At 69.4% G+C, this 252-nt stretch carries 1 rRNA gene; it reads right to left on the minus strand.

Annotated features, from left to right (window positions below):
- Positions 1-142: 142 nt before the first annotated feature.
- Positions 143-252 (minus strand): 23S ribosomal RNA (locus H6A16_RS10650); the annotation flags it as partial.

Below are 252 nucleotides of genomic sequence, written 5' to 3' on the forward strand. Positions count from 1 at the left end.
CGGAATGGGACCGGGCGTGCCCCGGCCGCCAGAGCCGCTGACCGGTGGGCGGCGTTCCGCCCACCCGGGATGGCCTCCGCGTGCCCTGAGGGCCGCACAGCGAGGTTCGCACCGGGGATCCTGGTCCGGAGGGGGAAAGAAGATAAGCGAAGAGCTCGGGCGATTAGTGCCGCTCGGCTGAGGCGCTCGCACGCCTTGCACCTGCGGCCTATCAACCAGGTGGTCTACCTGGGCCCTTACCGAAAGGAGAAC

It is taken from the genome of Collinsella tanakaei (assembly GCF_016900375.1).
GTDB lineage: Bacteria > Actinomycetota > Coriobacteriia > Coriobacteriales > Coriobacteriaceae > Collinsella.